Source organism: Peribacillus sp. R9-11, assembly GCF_031345095.1.
Taxonomy (GTDB): Bacteria; Bacillota; Bacilli; order Bacillales; family DSM-1321; genus Peribacillus; species Peribacillus butanolivorans.
The window spans coordinates 149,574-172,560 of sequence record NZ_CP133763.1 but is presented as its reverse complement, the minus strand read 5'-3'; the positions used below and the strand labels follow the sequence as shown (position 1 = coordinate 172,560).

Sequence of the window (22,987 nt, the reverse complement as noted above, 5' to 3'; positions counted from 1 at the left end):
ATTGAAAACCCTTACATCTCTATATTAAGAAAAAGTCAAAAATGTATAAAGTTAACAATATTAAGATTTACTGTACTTATTAAACATTCGATAGTTAATACAGCATTTTTCATCATTTTTTGATTCTTTTAGGATCAGAGACGCTCCTCAAAACAAAAAAAATCCCGAATAACGGGATATCAAGATTTGATATTCATTGTTCTCCATGCTGATGGTGTAATCCCCACCGCCTTCTTAAACTGTTTATAAAAATAAGCAGAATCCGAATAGCCAACTTGTTTTCCAATTATTCCAGCCTTTAAATGTGTCCCTCTCAACAATTGCTTTGCTTTTTCGAGTCTTAAATGATTAATATACTCAGAGAAAACTAAGCCAGTTTCTTTCTGGAAAAGTTGTCCTAAGTAAATCGAATTTATATGAAATTTATAGCTTAATGTTTTCAAAGAAAGTTCCTCATAAAAATGTTCTTGAATATATTGCACCACGCTTTGAATAATAGGACTTCGATGCTCCGGCTTTTGTTCCAATGTTCTAAAAATTCCTTCGATAAAATCAATAAGAATGTCAACTAAAATTCCAATTGAATAGGCCTCTAAGATTCGCTTTACAATACCTACTGTTTGATCATTTGCATGTGACGATACATCTTTTTGGATAGACGTAACTATTTCAATAGCGAACCCTCTAATAATAGTTGGAGCAACCTTTTTAGTAGATTTATTAATCTCATCGAAGGCACCTTTGATCCACAAAAACGCCTTTTCCTGTTCTGAGCCAACAATATATCTCTTTAGATCATCCAATTCATTCGAAGTAGAAAGGCTTGCTTGCGTATACTGCTTTGTTAATTCATCTGTTATGAGTCCACTTTCTTTGAGTACTAATCGATAGCTAGATAACTCTTTTGCACGTTGATAGCTCTTATACAATTCACTTGTGGAGCAAACAAATGATCCAACATTAATATGATACTTTCCAGAAACATATCCAGCAAATAGCATGTTCAATTCATCTAGTTTTTTCTTAAGGCCATCTTCACAATTAAACGAAACTAAAAGGATAAGTTCGCCATCTGGATTAATAATACAGACAGACTGAAATAACTCCTCTACTCTTTTTCTAAAAAAGGAAGAGTTTTCATGTTCGCCATCTGATATTTGCATTAAAACAACAGCTAGATTCTGACCATCGAACTCCAAACTATACAACTCTACTCTTTCACGCCATTCTTTTGCATCGATGTCTTGATTAAGACATCGCCAAATCGTATTATCTCTTAAAATAGTATAGGCTTCCTCATTATTTGTAGATTTCTCAAGTTTCTCTATACTATTTTCCAATGTTGAAATGAGTTCTTGCTCATTGACAGGCTTTAAAAGATAATTTTCGATTCCTAGCTTCATACCCTTTTTCACATATTCAAATTCTTCGTATCCAGATAAAACAATATATTTTGTATTAGGATGACGTTCTTTCAACGTACTAATTAACTCTAATCCATCCATTATGGGCATCATTATATCAGTTAATAATATATCAACATGACACGTTTCTAACTTTTTAATAGCCTCACTACCATTAGAAGCTTCACCAACAACTTTTAGTCCATAATCTTCCCAAGGTACCAATGCTCTCATGCCTTCAATAATAAATGGTTCATCATCTACTAAAAATACGTTATACATGTTATATCTGTTCCCTCCTAGCTGCTGGAATTCTAACTTCTACAATAGTTTCTTCTCCTTCATTACTACTAATCTGAATTCCATAATTTTGTCCGTATTTTAATTGTATTCTTTGATGAACATTACTCAGCCCGATTGAGCCCTCAGAGGTGGTAGTTCCTTCTAATAATTTAGTTTGAATAGCCAATAGTTTATCTATTGGAATACCTCTCCCATTGTCTTTTATTATTATTTCTATTTCCCGATGAATTCTTTGAACTTTTATTAGTAATTCATTATTATTTGTTTCTTTTCGGAAGCCATGAATCAAATAATTTTCAATAAGGGGTTGAAGGGTAAATTTGAGAATTTTTTCGTCTAAACAATTTTCTGGAATCTCGTACGTTACGTGTAAGCGGTTAGAATATCTAATCTGATTTAGACCTATATACTCCTTAACATGTTGGATTTCATCAGAAATTTGAACGATTTCTCTACTACTTAAAGAATAACGAAATAATTGTCCTAAACTATAAATCATATTACTAGTTGGTTTAGATCCGTCAGCTATAGCTTTCATGCGAATAGCTTCCAATGTATTATATAGAAAATGCGGCTGAATTTGTGACTGAAGCGCTTTCATTTCAGCCTCTCTTTGGCGGATATTTAAAACATATACATCTTTAATATACATGTTTAGATCATCTAACATATCATTGAAACTTTCTGATATGGCTGTTAACTCGTCTTTTTCTCTACTATCAGGTATTCTAATTTGCAAGTTTCCATCTCGAACTTCGTGAATGGCAGTTTCTATTTTATTAATTCTTCTAGAATAAGATCTCATCGCAAAATAGGTTACAGCAATTGCTATACAGGAAAGTAAAACTGTAGATAATAACATATACCTATGAACAATCGTTATTTTCTTAATATCATCCTCAGGCATGAAACCTACATATAAGTAGCCCCTGTGGTCATCAGCCAATGTATTAATATAGTAGTTTTTTCCCTTCCACTTTATTTTCTTAAAGCTCGTTTCAAATGATATATCTTTCAATGGTACTGGAATGGTACCATCGTCTGACGAGTAAAGATAATCCCCATTACGTTGAAAAATATGAACTGTTCCTTTAAATTGGGATTTCCTCAAACGAATCAAATCTTGAATTCCCGCTGTATCATAAAAAACCGTCAGATCCCCTAATTTCTTAAGGGTCGCAGGATCATTAATGGAACGAGATATTTGAATATTGTTGAAGATACTCCTTTCTTGCTCCCACTCAACTTGCTTAAGTTGCAAGTCTTGAGGATGAACAGCTATATCTTCCTGAGTCCCTTTCTTTTGCTCTCTCCTATCCATATATTTATTCCATCTATAGTGGCTATTTATATATTCATACTCTGTACCGGGGCTTGCACTTTTTAAACGCACTGCATTGATATCAGGGTCTTGACTAAAATACGCTTGGAAAAATGTATTAAGGTTGTTCGGAATAAATGAAGAGTTTTCACTGTACTTATCTAGTCGATACGCAAGATATGAATCATAATCATGCTGTAATGCAAATGCAATATCATTATAAATCAGATCTGTTTTTAAATATAATTCTTGCATAACATATTGTACATGCTCATCTTTTTGCTGGAGATAAGATTCGACCCTTTCTAGTGTTTCTGTACTTGCGTCCATTTCTTTCTGAATAATAACTTCTGTATAATAGCGTGATAATACAAGTAGTAATAGAAACATTGTAAGAAGGATTGTTACGGAATAAGTGATTAAAATTTTGCTAAACACCTTATTCGTTAGCCGCCGCCTTATTATATTACTCAAGAACATCCTTTATATCCTCCCATGATGACTTACTAACTCAAGAACATCCCTTATATCCTTCCCTGCAGATTTACTAACTCAACTACTATTTTACTGTATTTCCTGCCGGAAAGTGAAGTTGATTCACTGCCCGACAGTGGGATAAATAGTTTATAATGTATTATCTTATTTCATCATGAAAATAGACTAGTATTGTTTTAATTTCATACGGTTTTATTTCTAAGTCGATTTGTTCGGTTTGTTTCTTGCTATCAACTTGTTCCATCAAGTTTGTTTCATACCATTCTTTAACGTTTCTTGGGAATTCAATCAAGACATTTCCGCGTCGCCCTTCATACTCATGAAGGCGAATAATTACTGCGTCATCACCCTCTTTTTTCTTTATCGCATCGACCTTAACATGATCGTTATTCAGATTCATAAACGAGCTTTCTTCTGGTGAAAATCCACCTTTTACTACTTTCAATTGATTATTTAAAAACCAAGCTTGCTTTACTGTTTGCCCAACTCTCCAATCTCCCTGATGAGGTAGCAGTGAATACGTAAACTCGTGTTCTCCTTGATCTGCGGTTGGATCAGGGTAGATTGCTGCTTTTAGCAAGGATAAGCGAATCGTTTGGTCCTTAATGTCATACCCGTATTTGCAATCATTTAACAAACTCACTCCGTACCCTGTTTCAGAAAGGTCTGCCCACTGATGTCCAACTGTTTCAAATCGTGCCATATCCCAGCTCGTATTCCAATGTGTCGGTCTCTTAACATTACCAAATTGAATATCATAAGTTGCTTCGGTAGAACGAATATCAATTGGGAATGCTACCTTCATTAACTTACGTTGCTCATGCCAATCCACTTTTGTTTTAAAATCAATACGTCTATTTTGAGCATAGAAAATCATATCTTGTTCAACCAAAGAATTTTGATACTTCCATTTCGTCCGGATGACAATACGAAGCGGACCATTTTCAACAACTTCACTTGATACTACATCACGGATTTCCTCCATTTTTTCTTGGTAATACAAATCAATATCCCACGCATCGTGTGCTAATGGTTTATCTTCAAAAATTTGAATGGTGTTTCCTTTTTCCTGTTGTGCTAGTACTTCACGCCTAGCTTCCTTATCAAATATACGAGTCAGTTGCAGGGAGTTATTCCATTCAACTTGATAAAAAGGTGTTTCTAACAACATTCCCTTAATAAGAAATGGTGTTTTATTTTCTACCATAGGATCTTGTTTGAATTGAATTTCTACTGCACCAAATTGTTTGGTCTCCTCTAATTCAACTAACCAACCATTTTCAGTTCGTTGGCTATTTAGAATTTCACCTGAACCTGATGTCCATCCTCCAACCACATCATTCGTTTGATCGTATGGGATGAATACACTTTGTTGATCTTGCCAACTAGTTGCATTGAAGACTGTATACGTTCCATGCTTAGGTTCAATAAACTCATTGAAATTATTCTGATCAATTTCGAGTTGTATATCTTCTGCTTGTTTATATTCCACTTTTGCATCTTCATATACTTCCTTAATGGATGAACCAGGAATAATATCATGGAATTGATTTCGCAAAATAATCTTCCAACCTTCATCAAGCTGTTGCTTAGGATATTTCGCCCATGAAGACATTAGAGAGTTCCACACAGACAACCATTCCGACTCCCTATAACTCAACTCGAGTTTACGATTCATTCGTTTTGTATATGCTTGACTTGTATAGGTCCCCCTGTGGTATTCAAGGTACAATTCACCGTCCCAAGTGTGGACATACTCATTTGAATTCTCAATATTTTCGTGTAACTTTTGGAAGTACTCTCCAGCTTTTGTCGTTTTTACTTTTGGCAGTCCTGGCATATTCTCAAATCTGCGACGAAGCTCTATCATCTCTCGATTGACTCCTCCACCCCCATCACCATACCCATAGGAAAGAAGTAAATCTTGGTTAACATCTTTATTCCGGTATGAATTCCATGTACCGTTTACAGTCTTTGCGGTAATCAGCCCATTATATGTATAAAACCATGAATCTTCCGAATTCCAAGGTTCAGGAGTGGTTACAAAATGAGTTAGGATTTCTGTCCCATCAATTCCACGCCATTTAAAAGTATCATTTGGCATACGATTGTACTGATTCCAACTTATTTTAGTGGTCATAAATGTATCGATTCCTGACTTTTTCAAAATTTGTGGAAGTGCCCAGCAATACCCAAATACATCTGGCAGCCATAGATACTTGCAATCTACCTCAAATTCCCTTTTAAAGAATTCCTTCCCGTACAAAATTTGTCTCACTAGTGATTCCCCGCTTGGAATATTACAATCTGCTTCTAACCACATTGCACCCTCAGTTTCCCAACGACCTTCTTTTACACGCTTTTTAATATTTTCATAGATTTCTGGGTAGTCTTCTTTAATATATTCATATAACTGTGGCTGTGTTTGGAGAAAATAATATTCAGGATATTGTTCCATTAATCTTAAAACAGTAGAAAAAGATCGAGCAGCCTTTTCACGTGTATGTTTTAAACGCCATAGCCATGCAACATCAATATGTGTATGACCAACACAATGAATGGTCACAGGATGATGTTTTTCGATTTCGTTAAGACTTTTATTTAATTCCACACTAGCAATCTCACAACTACTAAAAAATGCTTCATTACCTGGTTTACTCCAATTTATTTTCATAAAAGCTTGATTCAACGCTTTTATAATTGCATGTTTTTCTGGTCGGTCATCACCAAGTTCTTTAATTGTTTGCCACGCTGCTAGGGATGTATAATATAAATCATCTACAGCCTCGTCTAACCAAGCCAATTGGGCCATCTCAAGTGTATAAATTTGCTCCTTTGGCTCTCCACCACCTTCAAGTCCAGACCAAAGTCTGAAATCTAATTGAACAGTGTTTCCTATTTCGGTTGGTGGAAAAAATACTTCCTGATGGTTAGAATCAACACCTTGGTATGGATTCCCATTTAAGAATAATAATGATTCAAATCCAGAATTATTTCCTCCGCCTGTACGTCCAAAGTCAAATAAACCAACTACTTTTCTATTTGCCCATTCCGTCGGAAGTTGAACATCTGCATGTAGCCAAAGATACCGGTCTCGCCCCGTCCATTGGTCTCTTAGTTGTAAAGTCGATTCACCCTTTTCTATAGGAGGATATGTGCCTACTACACCCTCATCCTCAATCGTACTAAACTGACCAATCTCAATTCCATCACGATAGCGGTACTGCGCCAATTCTTGTATTCTTGCTTCTAGCTTTCTTTCTACTAAAAACATATAAATCCCCCATTTTTATATTAATTTATACTTTCCTCGATCTTCATATGTTCATTTACTTGTGATTGCTGTTGTTCTAGAGTTTTAAACCTTTTTATACAAACATTCATAATCCAATATGCAGGTAGTACACCTGAAATAAATGGTATAAGTCCCGGCATATTCGTGATTAAATAGCCAATAAAAAACAAACCAATACAAATCATTAATGTAGAAAAAGGACTAATAAGTGAAATAATAAATGATTGTTTTATGTAATCCTTTATTGAGTAATGATAATGTACATACAGAGGGAAAAAGTGAACAATAGCATTCAAATATAAAAGAATGATAAAGCTAATAAAGACATAAAGAATAACGGAAAACGTTCCTTCCATGCTTTCAGCAATTCTTAAATCGACATATAAAAAAAAGCCAATTACTGCATAAATCAGCCCAATACAATTTGAACGGACAAACTCTTTTTTAAAGGTTTCTTTAAATGTTTTCAATAAGGAAACATCCAGGTCCTTCATCTTCCACTTTCGTGTAACAGCAAATAAAGCAACAGTCGCCGGCATAATCCCAAAAACACCTAATCCAGCTACAATAAATACAAACCAAAGAATATTCGTCCATACTAACCTAACGATCCATTCACTTACTTCTTGTAACATTCTCCCCATGTTTTTCATCCCCTACCAATATGATAAAAGGAAAGGGGGAAAAACCCCTTTCCGATTATCATATTACTTAATATCCATATGCTTCGACTTCAAATATTCTAATTGCTTGATCTCCACCTTGAGTTGGTTGTTGGACAGAAAAGCGAATATATCGAGCTTCTGTCGTTGTAATGGCATGTTCTGAGATAGCATCTGTATTATTTGTGACAGTTACTGCGTTCGTCCAATTTTCACCGTCAAGACTTACCTCGATCGTGAATGCCCTCGTATTAAAGGCGGCTGGCTCTCCACCCGCTTCAGCATGTTTGACAACAAACTTTGATAGATGAAACGCCTCACCGAAATCGACTTCTAACCAATGATTTGCACCAATTGCACACCATTTACTATTATTCGTCACGATTCCATCAATCGCGTACTTTGGTCCTTCAGAAGGGGCGCATTGTCCACTAGCAGTTGCAGTTTTGTCCAGTGCAACGTTAGTAATGTTTTTTGCATCCTTTGAAATTGTAATAAATCCCTCTTTTGTAAGGACATCCTCCCCTTCGCTATTTTTAGCGATTAGGGTAACTGAGTACACTCCTTCTTCTTCATACCTTACAACTGGATTTTTCTCAGTACTTACTAAAGGTGTACCACCTTCAATCTGCCATTCAACTTCTTCTGTCGCTTCAGATGAATTGTTGAAAAATTGGATTTCTTCACCTGGTGCTGCGACTGTTTGACTTACGCTAAAGTCTGCCTTTGGTTGTGGGTATGCAGGCCATTTAAACATTACCTTCGCAGCTTTACCTCGAACAAAATCAGTAGTTACAGCTACGATTTCTAGGGTAGTTGCTGTTTCCTTACCACTTCTTCGTAAATTCGAAATGTAGTATGCATCGTTTGGAACTGCTCCGATAAATTCTTTTTTACCTTTAGGAAGGTCGCGATAAATTTCATAATGCTGAATATCACCTTCCACTGACTCCCATGATAAATCTAAATCAGCATATAGTCCCTTCGAGAAAGTTGGATTTTTCACCTTAGCTTTCGTTGGTATAGCTGGGACCTCTTTATCGTTATGTTTATTTGTAACTTTAATTTCTCCGATGTTGATTTGATAATCTTTTATTGCATCATCACTCTCGAAGAATAGAGAAATAGTTGCAATTTTTTTTCCCTTATATTTGTTTAATTTAAATGTTTCTTCCATCCATTGATCTCGACTCTTTTTCTTCACATCAAAAAACACAAAATCATCGGGTTGATCCACAAAGCTTACACCAAGCTTCATGTTAGGCTTTTTCACATCAGTTTTGTAAGTTACAGAAATCTCAGTATCCTTTTCAACTGGTAGATTCGTTTTATAAAGCTTCACATGTGTCGCATTTTTTTTCGTTAGGTTACCATAAACCTTCAAAGAGCTACCACCGTAAAATGCTGTATCCCAATCGAAATCAACATTTAGAGGCTCCCCTTTGCTATCCTTTAACCAGCGCCATGTTGGTAAAATATCTTGTAAACTACGGTTATTCCATTCTTTTATACTTTGTGTAGAACCACCTACTGCAAAGAATTTCCCACTACCTGTATTAAAATGTGTTACAAACGGAAGCTCTTGAATTACCGTTTTTGCAGTAAAATAGTGAGCCATCCCTTTCCAGTTTCCATTTTCACCAGTCTTGCGATGATCCCCAGCTTTTCCAGTCCAGAATTCTTGTTCTTTCTGATAGAACGCTTCCATTGTTTCAGTTGTTTTAAAAGCCCAGTCTGGACGGTAAATCCCTAAGGAAGTCAAAGGTTTTTGTCCTTCTGGGAAAATGCCATTCCAAGGAATGTTTGTCTTAGTTCCATTTGCTTCTACATCAATGCCAGTATATAGGTCATATGGACTTCTACCAATTTCCAATGCCTTATCATGAGAAGATTGTTGATTCGTCCACCAGAAATTTAAAAACATACTGTCGGAAATTCTGTCATTACCATCTTGTAAGAACATTTTATTACGATCTGTTAAGTGATTTTGCCAGTTAATTGATCCGTTTTCTACCATTGAGTCATACCACATAATGTGCATGTCTTCTTGCTTATTGCCTTGTAGATATTTTAAAAACTTTTTCGTTTTTTGTGCAGTCTCATTATTTCCACCTGCTGTTTCTTGGTTGATAAACCAGCCGTCAAATCCGTAATATTTAGCAACCTCTAAAAGTTTGTCAGCAGCAGGAAATGACCCATCCTCACGCTGTGTAAGCATTTGGTCTACCCATTTCGCTTGTCCTCCGTACGTTATTGGAGGAAAGAAAATAGTACCTAAGATTGGAACGCCATTTTTATGAGAAGCATCAATCACATCAGCGCTTGGAGGAGTAATAATTCCTTCTCCAGCAGAACCCGCCCAATACACCATTAAATCAACGTACTGCCAGTAGCTAAATGTATTTGCAAAAAATTTATTTCCGCCTTGAGATGGAACCCCGCTTGTGTTGGAATTTAATGCCGATAATGCAACCAATTTAGCTTCTGACTGAGATGTTTCATTCACATTGAAAACAACTTCTCTATCAGCTAATGGAACAGTACTTTTGTTATATACAGCATCAGAATCATTTTCTGGACTCCACTTTAATAATGTTTCAGGATACCAATAAGATGATTCCGGCTGTTTTGCAAAACCCGTAATCGGAAGTACACAAACTAAAAGCAAACCTAAGAACGCAGTGACAAGACCATAGCTTATTTTCAACAAATTCCCACCCCTGTTAGTAAGATCATTTTATCCATCCTCTGTAACAACCAAGATGCGGTACTGTGTCTTAACTTAGATATTGTTTTCTTGTAGCTTTTTATAAAGCGGACTACCTTTAACTGCAAAACCACATAAACTTAATACAAATTCACTAAACATCGAATTCGCCCATGAGAACCACTCTCTCGTAAATTCTTCTGGTTGGTCTGAATTAAAGCCCTCATGCATAAATCCAGTTCCGCCATCCGATTGCTTCATCTCTTCCAAAATTCTCTTTTTATCAGAAGCATCTGTAGATGTCATCCCCTCAATTGCTAATGCAATATGCCATATATAATGATCGGGTGTATGAGGACTCCCAATTCCATTGGCCACTTTTCCTTCATAAAAGTAAGGATTATCTCTACTTAATAAAAAGCCGCGAGTATTCTGATAGGTTTTATCATCAAATTGGCACCAGCCCAGATAGGGAGCCGCTAGTAAACTAGGGATGTTCGCATCATCCATAAGATGATATCTTCCCATTCCATCCGTTTCATAGACATATAAATCTCCATAAATCGGATGTTCTAACACTGCATATTCTTCTATTCCTGCTTTTATCTCAGAAGCTAGTTGCTCACATTGCTTTGCAAGACTTTCATCCTTTAAAACTTCTCTACAAATCTCTGATGCATAACCTAGCACTACTACCGCAAACATATTTGCAGGTACTAAATAACCATATAAACAAGCATCATCACTTGGTCTAAATCCACTCCAAGTCATTCCTGTTCTCACAGTTTTAGATCCTTTCCCATCCCTGTTCAGAGTATCTGATTGTCTTACATCCATTCTTTCAAAGCTATATGGTGATTCATCCTCATGATTTTGTTCCACTTTCCAGACATGCAAAATCTTGTTCAATGCTTTTACAAATGTGTCATCAAAGTAGGACGTTCTTCCAGTTGATTTCCACAAAAGATAAGAAAGCTGAATTGGATAGCAAAGTGAGTCAATTTCATATTTACGTTCCCATGTCATTGGGGACATATCAGTTTTATCATCTTGATGGCCTTTTCCATTAGCGGTTTCATTGAATGCATTTGCATATGGGTCATGAACGATATAGCTCATTTGACGACGAACAACACCTTCAATTAATTTCGCCATTTCTTCGTCCTTTTCAGCAGCAAGTAAATATGGACGTACTTGGGCAGCTGAATCTCTTAACCACATAGCTGGTATATCACCTGTAATGACAAATGTTGTTCCATCTTCTTGTGGCTTTAGTGTTGTTTCATACGTATTAACAAAACATTGTTCAAACATCTCATGAAGCTTTTTATCTTCAGGGAAATTCTTCTTCACCTTTTCGATTAAATAAGATAGTGATTGTGGGATTGTTTTCTCAGTGTTCATTACCTTCACTCCTTCACTTGCCAACCAAGGCTAATAATTTCAAACGGTTTTACTTTTTCTTGAATTTGCGAATTTTCAAACGGCTCTTTCACATTCTCAACGATAGTACTCTTATAGCTATTTGTACCTTGCATTGGTTGAGCAATTACCCTTGTTTCTTTTTCAGATGTGTTAAACCATCGAGCAATTACATCATCTCTTTCCTCCGCTAATTTGATAGAAGAGATTGCTAATGATTTACCTTCCCAAGTAAAAAATGTCTTTTCGGTTGGAAGTAACCCTTCATGTACATCTGTTTGTACAGCAATCACAGGCACTTGGAAGTCATACGCCTCTTTGAATACTTCTGACTCAACCACTGTACCTTTGTGAGGGATAACCATCCATTCTGCTTGGTACGTTCCAATACATTGAGCCTCTGGTGTTGAAAATAGACCCCAATCCCCTAACTCAGAAGTTGAACGGAGAATCGTAACGGCTATTGTTTGTTGTTCCTCAAGGATTTCATACTCATGTAATCCTTTATTCGCAATTGTCATCCCATGCTTTCCATCTGTTACACTTACAAAAGCCTGTTGGTGATGATCGAAACTAGGATTGTCCCACTCTCTTTCAGGTATATTAGGACGTTTTGCCACTTCAAAAATACTGTCTGCATAGTGTTCATTCGTACTTAGATTAGTTGGAAAAAGAACACGTAGACGATGATCCTTTGCTTGGTTTTCAATTGTAACCTTAACAGAAGGCCCCTTCGCTTTTTGATCTAACTGAATATGAGTAGTTAAACGAATTGTTACATTTTCAGAAGATCGACCTGATAGCCGGTCCTTATGCCAAACTAATAGTTCCTTTTCTCGTTGAAATTGTTCATCAGCCTCTTTTGGAATCTTCCACTCATGAACAAGTTCTATAACGGAACGTAATGAATGGTCTTCAACTACTCTTATCTCCGCTTTCAAATCTTTCGTTGTAAGTGGAACCTCACCATTTGGCTTCCTAAACATATATTCGTTACCAATGTCCCCGCTATTTTCATAGATTCCTAGATTTTCGAATACTTTCCCAGTCTGTTTGTCAGTCAATGTATACGAACCATTTTCATGAACAAACAAATGAACAAATTCATTCTCCAATTCACGAGCACATTGATTAATCGATGGCTGTTCATTCAACTTCGTTTCCTTGGCCGGTTTGATATAAAATGTTTTATATCCATAGCCCGGAAGAGATTGAGCTAGGAATGTTAATTTGATAATTCTTGCATAATAGGGACGTCGGAAACCATCTCCTGGTAACTCATATCCAAAACGGGTACCAATGTCCTTTGTTTTACAAACATGTACCTTACCACTTTTATCAACCAAATTAATATCAAGTAAATCCTTCGAACCAAGGAAATCTGGAATCTCTGAAAAAGGCATATCTGAAAAATAGACTTTTTCTAGCTCAACTTCCTTTTCGATAACCACATCTCGTGTATTTCCTGATGTGTTAAAAACAACAACTGGAATCATATCCTCATCAACAACACTTTGTTTCGTTGAAATATGAGATACAACTTCATTGGCCTTCTCCTCGATAATAGTTGATGCAGTCTGCTGAACCTTCTCAAAACGAGTTACCATTTCTCGATGTACTTCATCTACACTACAACCGCAAATACTGTCATGTGGATGGTTTTCCATCAAAGTTTTCCATGCATATCGTAAATAATCACGTGGATATTCATGACCAAGAAAATAGGAAAAAACGGATAGTGGCTCAGCCACTTTTTCTAAAAGTGTTTGACACTTTTGATTCATCTGCTTTAAATAGATGCGGGCAGAGGCTGTATTTACAAGAGTTGACCACCCATCTGTACGTTGATTCCGCAGTTCACCGGTAATCGTCTGGAGTTGTTCTGGTAATGATTCCTGAAGTACTTCCATATAATCATCAAAATTAGAGTGTACAAACGTGATATCTGGAAAAAGTTCTTCAGCCACCTTGATTGCTTCTCCTATATCCACTTGAATTGGCTGATGATCACAACCATTCATGAAAAGAAGATTTGGTGTTGAAGAATATTTCTTAGCATCAGCTAGTTTTGTTTCCCAATATTTTTTCGCACTCTCTCTATCCACTGGTACTTCATTGCCGTTTGAATACCAATTCGCAAACAAAACACCAAGCACCGCCGATCCATCTGGCGACTTCCACTTAAGTTCTGAATATGGCGATTCAAATGTTTTCGCATCGCTCACCATATTATTAAATCCGGTTGGTTTTACACCTCTCCCAAACGCAGCAGTTTTAATATTAGCTTGCTGAAGCAATTGAGGTGCTTGACCGTAAATGCCAAATGTATCTGGGAAGTACCCTACCTTTGACACAACACCGTATTCCTTTGCAGCTTGTAACCCATACAACATATTTCTGACATTCGCTTCCGAGCTTGTTAAAAATGCGTCCTGTAACACATACCAAGGACCGATATGAAGCTTTTTTTCTTGTACTAGCTTCTTAATCAATTCTTTTTTATCAGGACGAATTTGGAAATAATCTTCTAAAATAATCATTTGTCCATCCAAGTGAAAGCTCTGAAAATCTTCCCCCTTTTCAAACAAATCGATAAGTGTATCCATCAACTTCACTAAGTGGTACCGATGCTTTTCAAAAGGCATATACCATTCCCGATCCCAGTGGGAGTGAGAAATAATATGCGCAGTAGTCTTAAATTCCATTTTGTTTCCCTCCTATATCTCAAATCCTTCGACAGGATAGTAGCCGCAGCACCCTTTATTCCCGTCAATGTACCATGACGCTTTTTCTAACTTCAGTAATTAGCTATCTTGGTGTAAAAGGTAATTGGTTATTTTCTACTAGCCATTAATAAAATGCTGGCTGTTCGATGATGGCACCACCACCTAATACGAACAGCTAAGGATTTAATACTTGAATAGCTAGATCGGCATTAGGAAAGCGCTATCAATATTTTGTACTATAGGATAACCATGCCACGATTTAGATTGTGTGGATTTAGTACCTTCACTTGTTTCGAATCTAGCTGACCCGGAGCACCTATACCGATTCCTGTAATGGTTAGGAATTGTTGCATTGAATTCTTTTACACACGATACACTCAAGTTGGTAGCGTATAACCTGGTATTTTACTTGGGTCGGAAATTCATGTGCTGGTAGGACGTCTCCATCCTCTTGTACAAAGTCAATCGCTATATTCGTTGCTCCAATATCATGCCTATACCAGTTTTCATGTACAATCGCCTTCTTCTACTTTTCTTCACATTAACGATATGTTTCAGCAAATCAATAGTCAATCACCACAGAGAAAGTGATAAGCTTTTTCCATATAATCTAAAATTTATCCATATTTTATGAAAGTGCAAATTTTTTTTAGTTTAAGACCTTTAGAAAGACAAAAAGAGCCGAGTAGATCAATGCACCCAAATTTAGAGTAGTGGGGGAGATATCATTTTAAAGTCAAAATTTCAATGCTTGGCTTACTTTTATGATAAGTATCTGTAATTTTTGAAAAGCATAAAGAACTTTACCCCATTACTATACATGCTTCCCTTTTATTTGAAGCTGGTGCAGGTATAAAAGAGGCTCAAGAGCGGTTAGGTCATCTGGATATTCAAATTACAATGAACTCCTATAAACACCTTACAGACTACTTAATAGAGCAGACAGGAGAGCCCCAAAGGTACATTGAGCTATGATAGTGATGAAATACGTGTGGGCAAAAAATTTTATACAAAAAAAAGACCCCCAACCAAAATGGTTGAGAGCCTTTGAAACGGTAATAGAATTAACGTTTTGAGAACTGAGGTGCACGACGTGCGCCTTTAAGACCGTATTTTTTACGTTCTTTCATACGTGGGTCACGAGTTAGTAAACCAGCAGATTTAAGAGCTGGACGGAATTCTGGATCAACTTGAAGCAATGCACGAGCGATACCGTGACGGATTGCTCCAGCTTGACCAGTGTATCCACCACCGCTAACGTTTACAAGAACGTCGTAATTTCCAGTAGTTTCTGTTGCAACTAGTGGTTGGTTAACAACTTCACGTAATGCTGCGAAAGGAATATATTCATTAATGTCACGACCGTTAATAACGATGCGACCTTCGCCTGGTACTAAACGTACACGAGCTACTGAGCTCTTACGGCGACCAGTACCATAATATTGAACTTGTGCCAAGATAGTAACCTCCTTAGTAATTATCCGCGTAATTCGTATACTTCTGGTTGTTGAGCAGCGTGTGGGTGCTCAGCTCCAGCGTATACGTGTAATTTTTTATAGATTTGACGACCAAGAGAATTCTTTGGAAGCATACCTTTGATAGCAAGTTCAAGCATTCTCTCAGGGTAGTTTGTACGCATTTCAAGAGCAGTTCTAGTTTTAAGACCGCCTGGATGCATAGTGTGACGGTAATAAATTTTGTCAGTCAATTTTTTACCAGTCAAATGGATTTTTTCAACATTGATCAAAATTACATGATCACCAGTGTCAATGTTTGGTGTAAAAGTTGGTTTATGTTTACCACGTAAGATGGATGCTACTTCAGTAGAAAGGCGACCCAAAGTTTTGCCTTCAGCGTCAATCACATACCATTTACGTTCTACTTCATTAGCTTTCGCCATAAATGTCGTACGCATGGTTAACCTCCTAAAAAACTTTTTAATTTTTTATATTTATTTTCAATCACAATAAACTTCCGGGGCTTATCGTGGGATTAAAATACATACCATATTATATTAACTTCTCCCAGTTTCATTGTCAAGGGAATGTTACACTAGGATAAGTTGTCTATAAAACACTTTCTACAACTCAGCGAAAAGATCAGTATCGCCTCAACCCGCTTTACTATTGATCTTAACCATTTTGTCACTTGTAAAAAAACTGGTATCACACTTAAAATATTTTTATTTGTAAAATACTTTCCATAAATACAGTCCATGACCTGGTGCTGTTTTCCCAGCAAAACTGCGGTCTTTCTTGTCCAATATCCCAATTATATCTTGAGGTGCTATTTTGCCGCTCCCGACTTCTAGAAGCGTCCCAACTAAGATACGCACCATATTATACAGAAAGCCTTCTCCAACAAAGCGAAAAACCATAAATCCATCAGTCTCATTAAAATCCATTTCTTGAATAGTTCGGACTTTATCGACCACTTCTGTTTTTGCCGAACAAAAACTTGTAAAGTCATGGGTCCCTATTAAATAGGAAACTGCTTCCCTCATTGCCTTTTCATCTAATGAATAAGGATAATGATAGGCGTAATTGCGTTGAAACGGATCCTGCAGTTTTGAACGGGCAATAATATATCGGTACTCCTTGCCAGTCGTATGGAACCTTGCATGAAAATCTGCAGACACAATATCGACTTCCAAAACGACGATATCGCTTGGAAGAAGGGCGCTGAACGCCTTTACCCAATTTTCAGTAGGAAATGTAAGGGGTGATTCAAAATGAATGACCTGACCCTTTGCATGAACCCCTGAATCTGTCCGGCCTGAAGCTGTCACTTTTACAATTTCACCCTTATGCATTTTGGCTAGGACTTCCTCAAATTCACTTTGTATCGTTCGTTTCTCAGGTTGCACCTGATAACCAGCGAAATCTGTGCCATCATAAGCAATCACACATTTATATTTTGGCATATAGTACTCTTCCTTATTATGAACGTAATAAAAATAACATGACCGCAAGAGCACCTAGAGAGACCATCAACAGGCTGTCACTAGTCTTCCAACTTAATTGACGGTATTTTGTACGGCCTTCCCCACCACGGTATCCTCTGGATTCCATGGCTGTTGCCAATTCTTCTGCCCGTTTGAACGAGCTCACAAATAATGGGACAAGCAGCGGTACTATCGATTTAACCCTATCCTTTATTGGACCTGATGAAAAGTCAACTCCCCTTGCTGTTTGTGCCTTCATGATTTTTTCGGTTTCTTCCATTAGCGTTGGAATGAATCGAAGGGCAATGGACATCATCAATGCTAGTTCATGAACCGGCATCTTCCATTTTTTTAAGGGCCCCAACAACTCCTCCATTCCATCAGTAATGGATATCGGGGTTGTCGTCAACGTTAATAGAGACGTAACCAGAATTAGTAAGGTAAACCTTAAGGATATAAATAACCCTTGAATCAAGCCACCTTCGTAAATTTCAAACCAGCCATATTTAAAAAGGACTTCTCCTTCTTTCGTAAACAAGATATGCAGTAAGAATGTAAAGACGATTAAGAAAAAGATAGGTTTTAATCCATTATAAAGATAGCGAAGCGGAATCTTAGAAAGACTAATCAACATTACAGTAAATACAGCAAGCAAAGAGTATGAAACGACATTATTCGCCAAAAAAACGACACAGACAAACAGGAATACCAAGAGTAGCTTAGCCCTCGGGTCCATTTTATGCATCACAGAGTCAGAAGGGACATAACGCCCGATAATCATTTTATCCAGCATTAGCGGTTCCCCCGTTTCATCGCTTTATCGATTTCTATCGCTAAATCCCCGATATTAAGACAAGGGTGATCAAAACGAACACCTAGTTCCTTCTGAAGCTTGAGTTGAAAACGGACCGTATCAGGTACATCCAGACCAAGCTCTAGCAACTGCTCAGGCTGGGAAAAAATCTCCTGAGGAGTTCCTTTTTTGAACACCGTACCCTGGTGCATGATAACAATGTCATCCGCATACTTAGCTGCATCCTCCATGCTATGAGTCACCAGAATCGTTGAAATGCCGCGAACTTTATGCAAATCATAAAACATATCCATAATTTCTTTCCGTCCTCGTGGATCAAGTCCGGCTGTAGGCTCATCTAGTACCAATACTTCCGGTTCCATAGCCAGTACACCTGCTATGGCTACCCGTCGCATTTGACCACCGGATAAGTCGAATGGAGATTTTACCAGAATATCCTCACTTAGTCCAACTTGTACAATGGCTTTCCTTGCTAATTTCTTAGCTTCTACTTCAGAAACCCCAAAATTCATTGGCCCGAAACATATATCCTTTTCAACGGTTTCATCAAATAGCTGGTGTTCCGGAAACTGAAAAACAATACCGACCTTTTGTCTAATCGGCCGTAATAACTTTTCTTTTTTTCCGGCTTCTATCGTCCGGTCTCCAATGAAGACTCGCCCCTTAGTCGGTTTTAAAAGAGCATTTAAATGCTGCAGTAACGTTGATTTACCGGAGCCTGTATGGCCTATTATTGCAGTATAGGTTCCCGATTCCATTGAAATATTAACATCATGAAGGGCTAGATGTTCAAAGGGAGTATTGACCTGATAGCGGTATTCTACATCATCGAGTGTAATTCGCATAAATCCTTCACCAACTCTTCCTCTGTCAAATGCCCATTCACAACACGAACACCATTTTTTTGCAACTCTTTAGTTAGTTTTACCGAAAAGGGAATATCTAGACCAAGAGCTATTAATTCTTCCTCTAATTCAAAAATATCTTGAGGAGGCCCTTCGCGATATAACTGACCTTGATTCATGACTATCATACGATCAGCTTTCGCAGCTTCCTCAAGATCATGGGTAATCGATATAACTGTAATCTCATTTTCCTGTTTTAATTCTCTCACAGTTTCAAGCACTTCTTCACGGCCTCTTGGGTCAAGCATAGAGGTTGCTTCATCTAAGATGATGATATCTGGCTGTAAGGCAATGACACCTGCTATGGCCACTCGTTGCTTTTGACCGCCGGATAGATGGTGCGGCTCTTGATTAAGAAAGGCATTCATTTTAACCTTATTCAGCGCACCATGAACACGCTCCACCATAACCTGCTGAGAAACACCGGCGTTTTCTAAACCAAAAGCCACATCATCCTGAACTGTAGTGCCTACAAATTGATTATCTGGATTTTGAAAAACCATGCCAATTTTCTGGCGTACATCCCAAACGGTTTCTTCCGTCAATATTTGATCATTAATCATAATCGTACCTGAGTGGGCGAACTGAAGACCATTCAATAACTTCGCTAATGTCGACTTGCCGGAACCATTATGGCCAACGATCGCAAGCCACTCCCCTTGATAAATATCAAAAGAAACATCATCTAAGGCGTTTCGAGACTGACCCTCATATCTAAAAATAATATTCTCTAAAGAAACCAGCTTCTTCCCCATGTGGCCCTCCTCATCCTCGACTGCACTCATCTTATCTTAACTCTGCTGAATTAACATAAATAAACAATGAAATATCAGTATTTATTCTTCTGAAAATATAAAAAAACGCTGCACCCCTTCCACCGAAAGAATTTTCGGTAAATTAAGAGCAGCTTACAGCGGGCCTGTTACGAAAAACAGGTTATCTTATAATCGCTTATAAAAAGCGGGAAGGGATGCTTGAGCTAGACGTGAAGGCTCCCTGTAGAACAGGTTCCGCCAGCCATCGTAACACTCAATGCGAATTTCTAAAAAAACAGAATTTCTATAAAAAAAAGAAAAAGGGCAAAGAACAAGTGAGTATATTCATTTGTCCCGCCCTTTTTCATCGTTGTTATTAAACTAATTCAATAACCACGACTGGTGCACCGTCACCGCGGCGTGGACCAACTTTCATGATACGAGTGTATCCGCCTTGACGTTCTTCATAACGTGGAGCAACGTCACTGAATAGCTTTTGAAGGGCATCTGTACCATTCTCAGCGTCAGCGATTTCGTTACGGATGAATGCTGCAGCTTGACGGCGTGCATGCAAGTCACCACGTTTACCAAGAGTGATCATTTTATCTACTACAGAACGTAATTCTTTTGCACGTGCTTCAGTAGTTTCAATGCGCTCATGGATAATAAGATCCGTAGCTAAATCACGAAGTAATGCTTTACGTTGTGCGCTAGTGCGTCCTAACTTTCTGTAACCCATTAGAGATTCCCTCCTTTGTTGAAGTTCTATATTGTGTGTCTATTACAAGGCTCACAACATAATGGATGATTCCGCCATGTTATCAGTCGTCTTTACGAAGACCTAAGCCTAATTCTTCTAGTTTCGCTTTCACTTCTTCAAGTGATTTACGGCCTAGATTACGAACTTTCATCATATCTTCTTCCGTTTTGTGAGCAAGCTCTTGAACGGTATTGATTCCAGCACGCTTCAAGCAGTTATAAGAACGAACAGAAAGGTCTAATTCTTCGATCGTCATCTCAAGAACTTTTTCTTTTTGATCCTCTTCTTTTTCAACCATGATTTCAGCATTTTGAGCTTCGTCAGTTAACCCAACAAAGATATTTAAATGCTCTGTTAAAATCTTAGCTCCAAGTGCTACCGCTTCTTGCGGACCCGTACTGCCATCAGTCCAAACATCGAACGTTAACTTGTCAAAGTTAGACAACTGTCCAACACGTGTATTTTCAACTTGGAAAGATACTCGTGAAACTGGAGTGTAAAGAGCATCGATTGGAATTACACCAATTGGCTGATCTTCTCTCTTGTTTTGAACAGCAGGAGTGTAGCCGCGGCCGCGACGTGCAGATAAACGCATACGCATATGACCGTTTTTACCGATTGTAGCAATATATAAATCCGGATTAAGAATTTCTACATCACTATCATGAGTGATATCAGCAGCCGTAATGACTCCGTCACCTTGAACGTCAATTTCTAGCGTCTTCTCTTCATCAGAGTAAATCTTTAGAGCTAGTTTTTTCACATTAAGAATGATAGATGTAACATCCTCTACGACGCCTTCAATTGTTGAGAACTCATGTAGCACTCCATCAATTTGTATAGCTGTGACAGCAGCACCTGGGAGTGAGGATAAAAGGATACGACGTAAGGAGTTACCCAATGTAGTACCATACCCACGCTCTAGTGGCTCTACGACGAATTTACCGAATTTGGTATCGTCGTTGATTTCAACCGTTTCGATTTTTGGTTTTTCTATTTCGATCATCAATAAACCCTCCTTCAAAACGTCAAAACCCCGGTAAGTAAACATGTCACTTAAACCGAAATTCCCCATGTATACGTTCCCGCTGTGCGCAACAACTGAAAATTAATCTTCTGTAAGAACGCAAACTTAGTATTATATCCCATTATTGACAGGAATACAAAATCTATACAGAAAAATTAAACACGGCGACGTTTTGGTGGACGGCATCCGTTATGTGGAACTGGAGTTACATCTTTAATTGCAGTTACTTCTAGGCCAGCAGCTTGAAGTGCACGAATAGCAGCCTCACGTCCAGCACCAGGTCCTTTAACTGTAACTTCAAGAGTTTTCATACCATGTTCAATTGATGTTTTAGCAGCTGTTTCAGCAGCCATTTGTGCAGCGAATGGCGTAGATTTACGAGATCCACGGAATCCTAAAGCTCCAGCACTTGACCATGAAATAGCATTACCATGAGAGTCAGTGATCGTAACGATTGTGTTATTGAATGTTGAACGAATATGTGCAATACCAGTTTCTATATTCTTTTTCACACGACGTTTACGTGTATTAGTTTTACGTGCCATGAAAAGTAACCTCCTTTACTAATTATTTTTTCTTGTTAGCTACAGTACGACGAGGTCCTTTACGCGTACGAGCATTGTTTTTTGTATTTTGTCCACGAACAGGAAGTCCACGACGGTGACGTAAACCACGGTAAGAACCGATTTCCATTAGACGTTTAATGTTAAGGGAAATTTCACGACGAAGGTCGCCTTCTACTTTTAACTTGTCAATGATATCACGAATTTTGTTCAATTCGTCTTCCGTTAAGTCACGAACGCGAGTTTCTTCAGAAACACCAGCTTCTGCAAGAACTTTAATCGCTGTTTGTTTTCCAATACCATATATATATGTTAATGAGATAACAATACGTTTGTCACGGGGAATATCTACTCCAGCAATACGTGCCATGCTTGAGTGCACCTCCTTCTATTTAGCCTTGTTTTTGTTTATGTTTAGGGTTTTCGCAAATAACCATAACTTTACCTTTTCTGCGGATAACTTTACACTTTTCGCAGATTGGTTTGACTGATGGTCTGACTTTCATTGCTATCTAACCTCCTTATACAGATCGGAGCGTAACCGGATTATTTAAACCGGTATGTGATTCTGCCGCGAGTTAGATCATACGGGGAAAGCTCAACCGTAACTTTATCTCCAGGCAAAATGCGAATAAAGTGCATACGAATTTTACCGGATACATGAGCTAAAACAGTATGACCATTTTCTAATTCTACCTTAAACATTGCATTTGGCAAAGTCTCTTGTACTGTGCCTTCTACTTCAATTACATCATCTTTCGCCATTAAAGTGATTCTCCCTTCTCTATGCGTGAACCTATTAAAGGTACACATCTTTCCGTCAACATTACTCCAGTCCAATTATCCTCAAAAGTCATACAATTCTGCATCAAGTATTCACCATTT

Annotated in this window: 19 protein-coding genes; all 19 read right to left on the bottom strand. The window is 37.7% G+C overall.

Features of this window, described 5'->3' with window-relative positions:
- Positions 1 to 179: 179 nt before the first annotated feature.
- The 19 genes from RE409_RS00915 to infA all read right to left on the bottom strand — a co-directional run bounded on the left by RE409_RS00915 (position 180) and on the right by infA (position 22,867).
- Entirely contained in the window at positions 180 to 1,685 is a 1,506-nt protein-coding gene (locus tag RE409_RS00915; RefSeq protein ID WP_201188217.1) for a response regulator transcription factor, read from the bottom strand.
- Position 1,686: 1 nt separating this feature from the next.
- A complete protein-coding gene (locus RE409_RS00910) occupies positions 1,687 to 3,507 on the bottom strand; it encodes a sensor histidine kinase (protein WP_309558374.1) in 1,821 nt (606 codons plus the stop codon).
- Between the two features lie 154 nt (positions 3,508 to 3,661).
- A complete protein-coding gene (locus tag RE409_RS00905) occupies positions 3,662 to 6,796 on the bottom strand; it encodes an alpha-mannosidase (protein ID WP_309558373.1) in 3,135 nt (1,044 codons plus the stop codon).
- 20 nt (positions 6,797 to 6,816) lie between these two features.
- Positions 6,817 to 7,461 (bottom strand): YesL family protein, encoded by a 645-nt coding sequence (locus tag RE409_RS00900; RefSeq protein ID WP_201188212.1) that lies wholly within the window; start codon positions 7,459 to 7,461, stop codon positions 6,817 to 6,819.
- Positions 7,462 to 7,528: 67 nt separating this feature from the next.
- Positions 7,529 to 10,186, bottom strand: a complete 2,658-nt coding sequence (locus RE409_RS00895; RefSeq protein ID WP_309558372.1) for an endo-beta-N-acetylglucosaminidase — start codon at positions 10,184 to 10,186, stop codon at positions 7,529 to 7,531.
- A gap of 75 nt (positions 10,187 to 10,261) precedes the next feature.
- Positions 10,262 to 11,590, bottom strand: coding sequence for a glycoside hydrolase family 125 protein (locus RE409_RS00890; protein WP_201188210.1), 1,329 nt, complete (start codon positions 11,588 to 11,590; stop codon positions 10,262 to 10,264).
- A 5-nt stretch (positions 11,591 to 11,595) separates the two neighbouring features.
- Positions 11,596 to 14,313: an alpha-mannosidase gene (locus tag RE409_RS00885; protein ID WP_309558371.1), complete on the bottom strand. Its 2,718-nt coding sequence runs from the start codon at positions 14,311 to 14,313 to the stop codon at positions 11,596 to 11,598.
- A 1,085-nt stretch (positions 14,314 to 15,398) separates the two neighbouring features.
- The gene (gene rpsI, locus RE409_RS00880) at positions 15,399 to 15,791 is read right to left on the bottom strand and encodes a 30S ribosomal protein S9 (protein ID WP_053349043.1); all 393 of its coding nucleotides are present in this window, start codon (positions 15,789 to 15,791) and stop codon (positions 15,399 to 15,401) included.
- Between the two features lie 20 nt (positions 15,792 to 15,811).
- On the bottom strand, positions 15,812 to 16,249 hold the full coding sequence (gene rplM, locus RE409_RS00875) for a 50S ribosomal protein L13 (protein WP_034304960.1): 438 nt from the start codon (positions 16,247 to 16,249) through the stop codon (positions 15,812 to 15,814).
- Between the two features lie 267 nt (positions 16,250 to 16,516).
- A complete protein-coding gene (truA, locus tag RE409_RS00870; protein WP_201250180.1) occupies positions 16,517 to 17,257 on the bottom strand; it encodes a tRNA pseudouridine(38-40) synthase TruA in 741 nt (246 codons plus the stop codon).
- A 16-nt stretch (positions 17,258 to 17,273) separates the two neighbouring features.
- On the bottom strand, positions 17,274 to 18,071 hold the full coding sequence (locus RE409_RS00865) for an energy-coupling factor transporter transmembrane component T family protein (RefSeq protein ID WP_056521844.1): 798 nt from the start codon (positions 18,069 to 18,071) through the stop codon (positions 17,274 to 17,276).
- A complete protein-coding gene (locus tag RE409_RS00860; protein ID WP_056521841.1) occupies positions 18,071 to 18,937 on the bottom strand; it encodes an energy-coupling factor ABC transporter ATP-binding protein in 867 nt (288 codons plus the stop codon). The genes RE409_RS00865 and RE409_RS00860 overlap by 1 nt, the downstream gene beginning before the upstream one ends.
- Complete coding sequence (locus RE409_RS00855; RefSeq protein WP_056521838.1) at positions 18,913 to 19,752, bottom strand: energy-coupling factor ABC transporter ATP-binding protein; 840 nt, start codon at positions 19,750 to 19,752, stop codon at positions 18,913 to 18,915. Before RE409_RS00855 ends, RE409_RS00860 begins: the two co-directional genes overlap by 25 nt.
- Positions 19,753 to 20,128: 376 nt before the next feature.
- A complete protein-coding gene (gene rplQ / locus RE409_RS00850; protein ID WP_056521835.1) occupies positions 20,129 to 20,491 on the bottom strand; it encodes a 50S ribosomal protein L17 in 363 nt (120 codons plus the stop codon).
- Positions 20,492 to 20,573: 82 nt separating this feature from the next.
- Positions 20,574 to 21,518 carry a DNA-directed RNA polymerase subunit alpha gene (locus tag RE409_RS00845; protein WP_053349049.1) on the bottom strand — a complete coding sequence of 315 codons (945 nt, stop codon included), beginning with the start codon at positions 21,516 to 21,518 and terminating at the stop codon, positions 20,574 to 20,576.
- 176 nt (positions 21,519 to 21,694) lie between these two features.
- Positions 21,695 to 22,084, bottom strand: coding sequence for a 30S ribosomal protein S11 (gene rpsK / locus RE409_RS00840; RefSeq protein ID WP_028390438.1), 390 nt, complete (start codon positions 22,082 to 22,084; stop codon positions 21,695 to 21,697).
- Between the two features lie 22 nt (positions 22,085 to 22,106).
- Complete coding sequence (rpsM, locus tag RE409_RS00835; protein ID WP_053349050.1) at positions 22,107 to 22,472, bottom strand: 30S ribosomal protein S13; 366 nt, start codon at positions 22,470 to 22,472, stop codon at positions 22,107 to 22,109.
- A gap of 22 nt (positions 22,473 to 22,494) precedes the next feature.
- Entirely contained in the window at positions 22,495 to 22,608 is a 114-nt protein-coding gene (rpmJ, locus tag RE409_RS00830; protein WP_003156543.1) for a 50S ribosomal protein L36, read from the bottom strand.
- Between the two features lie 40 nt (positions 22,609 to 22,648).
- Positions 22,649 to 22,867 (bottom strand): translation initiation factor IF-1, encoded by a 219-nt coding sequence (gene infA / locus RE409_RS00825; RefSeq protein WP_028390440.1) that lies wholly within the window; start codon positions 22,865 to 22,867, stop codon positions 22,649 to 22,651.
- Positions 22,868 to 22,987 lie beyond the last annotated feature (120 nt).

Bases quoted from the DNA above. Each gene is read 5' to 3' on its own strand.
- RE409_RS00915 (WP_201188217.1), bottom strand. From the start codon at position 1,685: ATGTATAACGTATTTTTAGTAGATGATGAACCATTTATTATTGAAGGC.
- RE409_RS00910 (WP_309558374.1), bottom strand. From the start codon at position 3,507: ATGTTCTTGAGTAATATAATAAGGCGGCGGCTAACGAATAAGGTGTTT.
- RE409_RS00905 (WP_309558373.1), bottom strand. From the start codon at position 6,796: ATGTTTTTAGTAGAAAGAAAGCTAGAAGCAAGAATACAAGAATTGGCG.
- RE409_RS00900 (WP_201188212.1), bottom strand. From the start codon at position 7,461: ATGGGGAGAATGTTACAAGAAGTAAGTGAATGGATCGTTAGGTTAGTA.
- RE409_RS00890 (WP_201188210.1), bottom strand. From the start codon at position 11,590: ATGAACACTGAGAAAACAATCCCACAATCACTATCTTATTTAATCGAA.
- RE409_RS00885 (WP_309558371.1), bottom strand. From the start codon at position 14,313: ATGGAATTTAAGACTACTGCGCATATTATTTCTCACTCCCACTGGGAT.
- rplM (WP_034304960.1), bottom strand. From the start codon at position 16,249: ATGCGTACGACATTTATGGCGAAAGCTAATGAAGTAGAACGTAAATGG.
- truA (WP_201250180.1), bottom strand. From the start codon at position 17,257: ATGCCAAAATATAAATGTGTGATTGCTTATGATGGCACAGATTTCGCT.
- RE409_RS00865 (WP_056521844.1), bottom strand. From the start codon at position 18,071: ATGCTGGATAAAATGATTATCGGGCGTTATGTCCCTTCTGACTCTGTG.
- RE409_RS00860 (WP_056521841.1), bottom strand. From the start codon at position 18,937: ATGCGAATTACACTCGATGATGTAGAATACCGCTATCAGGTCAATACT.
- RE409_RS00855 (WP_056521838.1), bottom strand. From the start codon at position 19,752: ATGGGGAAGAAGCTGGTTTCTTTAGAGAATATTATTTTTAGATATGAG.
- rplQ (WP_056521835.1), bottom strand. From the start codon at position 20,491: ATGGGTTACAGAAAGTTAGGACGCACTAGCGCACAACGTAAAGCATTA.
- RE409_RS00845 (WP_053349049.1), bottom strand. From the start codon at position 21,518: ATGATCGAAATAGAAAAACCAAAAATCGAAACGGTTGAAATCAACGAC.
- rpsK (WP_028390438.1), bottom strand. From the start codon at position 22,084: ATGGCACGTAAAACTAATACACGTAAACGTCGTGTGAAAAAGAATATA.
- rpsM (WP_053349050.1), bottom strand. From the start codon at position 22,472: ATGGCACGTATTGCTGGAGTAGATATTCCCCGTGACAAACGTATTGTT.
- rpmJ (WP_003156543.1), bottom strand. From the start codon at position 22,608: ATGAAAGTCAGACCATCAGTCAAACCAATCTGCGAAAAGTGTAAAGTT.
- infA (WP_028390440.1), bottom strand. From the start codon at position 22,867: ATGGCGAAAGATGATGTAATTGAAGTAGAAGGCACAGTACAAGAGACT.